The sequence below is a fragment of the Rubrivirga sp. genome (genome assembly GCF_049648075.1).
GTDB lineage: Bacteria > Bacteroidota > Rhodothermia > Rhodothermales > Rubricoccaceae > Rubrivirga.
Map to the genome: position 1 here is coordinate 1 of NZ_JBARYR010000141.1, position 3,497 is coordinate 3,497.

The following is a 3,497-nucleotide window of genomic DNA, read 5'->3' on the forward strand; positions in this document are numbered from 1 at the left end:
GCCTTCGCCCAAGCCGTCCGCCGCGGCGACTTGGCCACGACCAGCATCGCGGCCCCCGCCCTCGCTGACTCCCTGTTCCGCTCGCTCGGCTCCGGCGACGTGCTCCGCCAGGCCTACGCCGACCTCGCCGCGCCGGCCGACCTCGAACCGATGTCCGCCATCCTGTCCTCGATCGGAGACCTGCGCGACGGGACCGAGATCACGTTCCTGATGGACGTCATCCTCGCGGGCGAGCACCCGGCCCTCCGGCTCGCGGCCCGGGACGCGCTCAACGACCGGCTCGTCGAGGGCGTCGAGGTCGAGGTGACCGGCGACGAAATGCGAGCCGCCACGACGACCATCGACTGGGCGCAGCTCGCGGCCGTCGGGCCGTATCCGCAGTTGGTCCTGGAGACCGACCGGGGCGAGGTCGTGATCGAGCTCGATACAGAGGCCGCTCCCCAGACAGTCCAGCGGATCACGACAGCGGCGGCCGGCGGCCTCTACGACGGCGTCCCGTTCCATCGCGTGGTCGCCAACTTCGTCGTCCAGGGCGGCGACTACGTCCGGCGCGACGGCTACGGCGGCCCCGAGACCGCGATCCGGTCGGAGTTCACCCGCGTCCGCTACCAGACGGGGACGATTGGGATGGCGAGCTCGGGGAAGGACACCGAGGGCTCTCAGTACTTCGTCACGCACAGCCCGCAGCCTCACCTCGACGGCCGCTACACGGCGTTCGGCCGCGTCCTCGAGGGCCAGGACGTCATCGACGCGCTTTTGGTGGGCGACATGGTTCGACGGGCGCGCGTAGCGAGAGACCGCGGCGAGTAGTCCGGAGTCGACCTCGAGGTCGACTCCGTCCGTTCTCGAGGGCGAGGGCTAGCGAAGGCGGACGCCGCCCTGGAGTTGTGCCCGCAGGGCGGGGATCAGTCGCGAGCCGTCTCGGACGGGCAGGCGGTACACGGCGGGCTCGATGAACACGCCGGACGGGACGAGCGCGTGCACGCGGCGGAAGCCGTTCGGGGTCAGCGCGAGGTCGACGGCGCCCTCGACTTGGCGCACGCCGCGGATCTCGGTCCACGCCACGATGACACCCCAGCGGAGATCGCGGAGCCCCTTCCAATGGGTCTCGACCGCCCACGGCGTCGTCTCGGCCGACTGCACGGCGTACGTCCCGACGACTGCTGCGAGAGCAACGCCGAGCGACACCGAGACGACAGAGTCGGCGCCCAGACCGGCGGCCAGCAGAGCGGCGATGGCGGCGCCCCCGAACAGACCGGCTGCGATGCCCACCTTCGCCCTCGAGGTCTCGAGCCGGGCCTGAAGGCTCTCCGAGAACGGTCTGTCGAGGCCGATCCGAATCTGCTGCCAAACGCGACCGCCCGGCGTCGACCGAGCCCGGCGTCGCTCGGCTTCTTCGGCCGCTCGCCGCATCTCCGAGACCACGCGCTCGGCGTCGAAACCGGCGTCGCGATCGCGAGGCGTGAGCGCCTCGAAGGCGGCCTGGACTTGCAAAAACGACTCCTTAGCGGTCGGATCTCCCGGATTGCGGTCGGGGTGGTACCGCCTCACCATTTTGCGATACGCGCGCCGAATCTCGTCGTCAGGAGCACCTTCGGTGACCCCGAGGACGCGGTATGGCGATGCAGCAGGTAGCATAAGCGGGGGACGAGTCGGCGTCCGTCTTATCAGGCGAGGATCGTGCCGATCCCCTGCCGGTCACCGTTTGTCCCCCCGTGTGTCGCCGCTCTGTACCACGAAACGCGGCGCTAGCCGTTTACCAACACGTCGTAGGTGCTCAGGTGCGCGGCGTCCATCTCGGACAAGAGCGCGTACGCCTGGTTGCGCTCGGGGGCGTCCGTCAAGAGGGCCGCGATCTCCTGGTATTTGGCCCCGAAAAACACGTCCGTCGCGTAGCGCCGACGGTTGAACTGGGTGTACAGGTCGTGCAGCGACGTCAGCACCTCGAGGGCGGTCGCGGTCGACAGCAAGGGGTCGATCAAGAACTGGTCGAGGACGCCGTAGTGGTAGTCGAACTGCGCACGGCGGACGGCGACGAACGTCGGATCTAGGAGCTCTTGGATGAGCGTGCTCCGCGTTCGGTCTTCGGACCCTTGACCGATCCACCCGGCGCCCGGCTCGGCCGCGACCAGATCCGTCCGGGCGAGCTCGGACACGCGGAAGGCGCGGTCGAAGAACTCCGTCCCGCCCAGCTCCGAGAACGTGTCGTAGTCGTAGCCCAACATCAGGTTCGCGTAGAAGTCGAGGACGGACGCGAGCGCGTCGAACCGGTTGGGGTCGTAGATCAGGTTCTGGCCACGCGTGTAGGTGAACTGCCACGTGTTGTCCAAGACGCGGAAGACCGTCGTCCTAGAGGCCGTGCCGTAGATGGGCCGGCTGGACTGGAACACGACCTGGGCCGAGAACTGCGTGAGCGAGATGGCCTGGGTGAACGTGATCTGGACCTGGCAGTCGATCCGCTCGGTCGGCTCGTAGATGTCGTCGGTCCACGTCCGGTTGTTGAGGTAGCGGGTGACCTCGGTGCGGAACTCGTCGAGGTAGCCGAACTCGCTGCCCGAGAGCGACTGGCGGTCGATGGAGACCTGGCAGTTGAGCTCCTGCGCGCGGGCTCCGACACTCGCGAGCAGGACGATGGCGAGGACAGCAGCGGAGCGGAGGGAGGCAATCACGGATCGCAAGGCGGACACGTATGTTGGCGGCGGGGAGAAATCTACACGGCTCCCGTTCTCGTCTGAACGTCAGGTGGCCCCAATTATGCGTGCCCTCGCCCTCGCGGCCCTCGCCCTGTTTTCCCTCCCGGCGCACGCCCAGCTCGCCGAGGGCGGCGCCCGCGTGCTCGGGATGGGACGGGCCGGAGCGGCCCTCCAAGCCGTCTGGGGCCACACGAACCCCGGCGCCCGCGCCGGCCTCGAGGCCGGCCGCGCAGCGGTCCAGGCCAGCCAGGCCTTCGGGCTCAGCGAGCTCCAACTCGGAGCCGTCGCGGTCGCGTCGCCGACTCCGTTCGGCGTGGTCGCCCTCGATGCGCGGACCTACGGCTTTTCCGAGCGGCGCGAGACGCGCGTCCAAGTCGGGTTTGCCCGTCCCGTACGCCTGAGCACGACGCGCCGGTTGGACATCGGCGTCAACGTCGGTGTGGAGTCGGCCTCGACGGAGGGGTTCGGGAGCGAGACGGCGGTCTTGGTGGACGTCGGCGTGCAGGGCCGCGTGGTCAGCGGACTCCGCGCGGGCTTGTCCGGTCGCAACCTGCTGGGCCTGGGACGCTCCGACAGGACCGACCTTCAGCTTTCGTCCTCGACGGTGCCGGGTGTGACAGTGGGTCTCGCCTACTCGCCATCGGACAAGGCGCTGCTGTTGCTGGACGCCGACCAGGACCTCGACTTCGGGCTGTCCGTCCGGGCGGGCGCCGAGGTCCGCCCCGTTGAGGCGCTGGCGCTCCGGGCGGGCGTCTCGACCGATCCCGTCCGGTTCACGGCCGGCGCCGGCTTCGTCGGCGGCCC

General features: G+C 69.5%; 4 protein-coding genes. 2 read left to right on the top strand and 2 right to left on the bottom strand.

Annotated features, from left to right (window positions below; all coding sequences use genetic code 11):
- Nucleotides 1–810: peptidylprolyl isomerase (locus WBA11_RS03960; RefSeq protein ID WP_424519426.1), on the top strand; the 810-nt coding region annotated here is incomplete at its 5' end.
- A gap of 48 nt (nucleotides 811–858) precedes the next feature.
- Here WBA11_RS03960 and WBA11_RS03965 read toward each other — a convergent pair.
- Both WBA11_RS03965 and WBA11_RS03970 read right to left on the bottom strand, forming a co-directional pair.
- Nucleotides 859–1,638: a J domain-containing protein gene (locus WBA11_RS03965; protein WP_424519427.1), complete on the bottom strand. Its 780-nt coding sequence runs from the start codon at nucleotides 1,636–1,638 to the stop codon at nucleotides 859–861.
- A 110-nt stretch (nucleotides 1,639–1,748) separates the two neighbouring features.
- On the bottom strand, nucleotides 1,749–2,669 hold the full coding sequence (locus tag WBA11_RS03970; protein ID WP_424519428.1) for a DUF4835 family protein: 921 nt from the start codon (nucleotides 2,667–2,669) through the stop codon (nucleotides 1,749–1,751).
- Nucleotides 2,670–2,754: 85 nt separating this feature from the next.
- Here WBA11_RS03970 and WBA11_RS03975 point away from each other — a divergent pair.
- Nucleotides 2,755–3,497, top strand: a 743-nt coding sequence (locus WBA11_RS03975) for a hypothetical protein (protein WP_424519429.1), incomplete at its 3' end; no start/stop codon positions are given.

Excerpts from the sequence above, each read along its gene's own strand:
- WBA11_RS03965 (WP_424519427.1), bottom strand. The coding sequence starts at position 1,638 with ATGCTACCTGCTGCATCGCCATACCGCGTCCTCGGGGTCACCGAAGGT.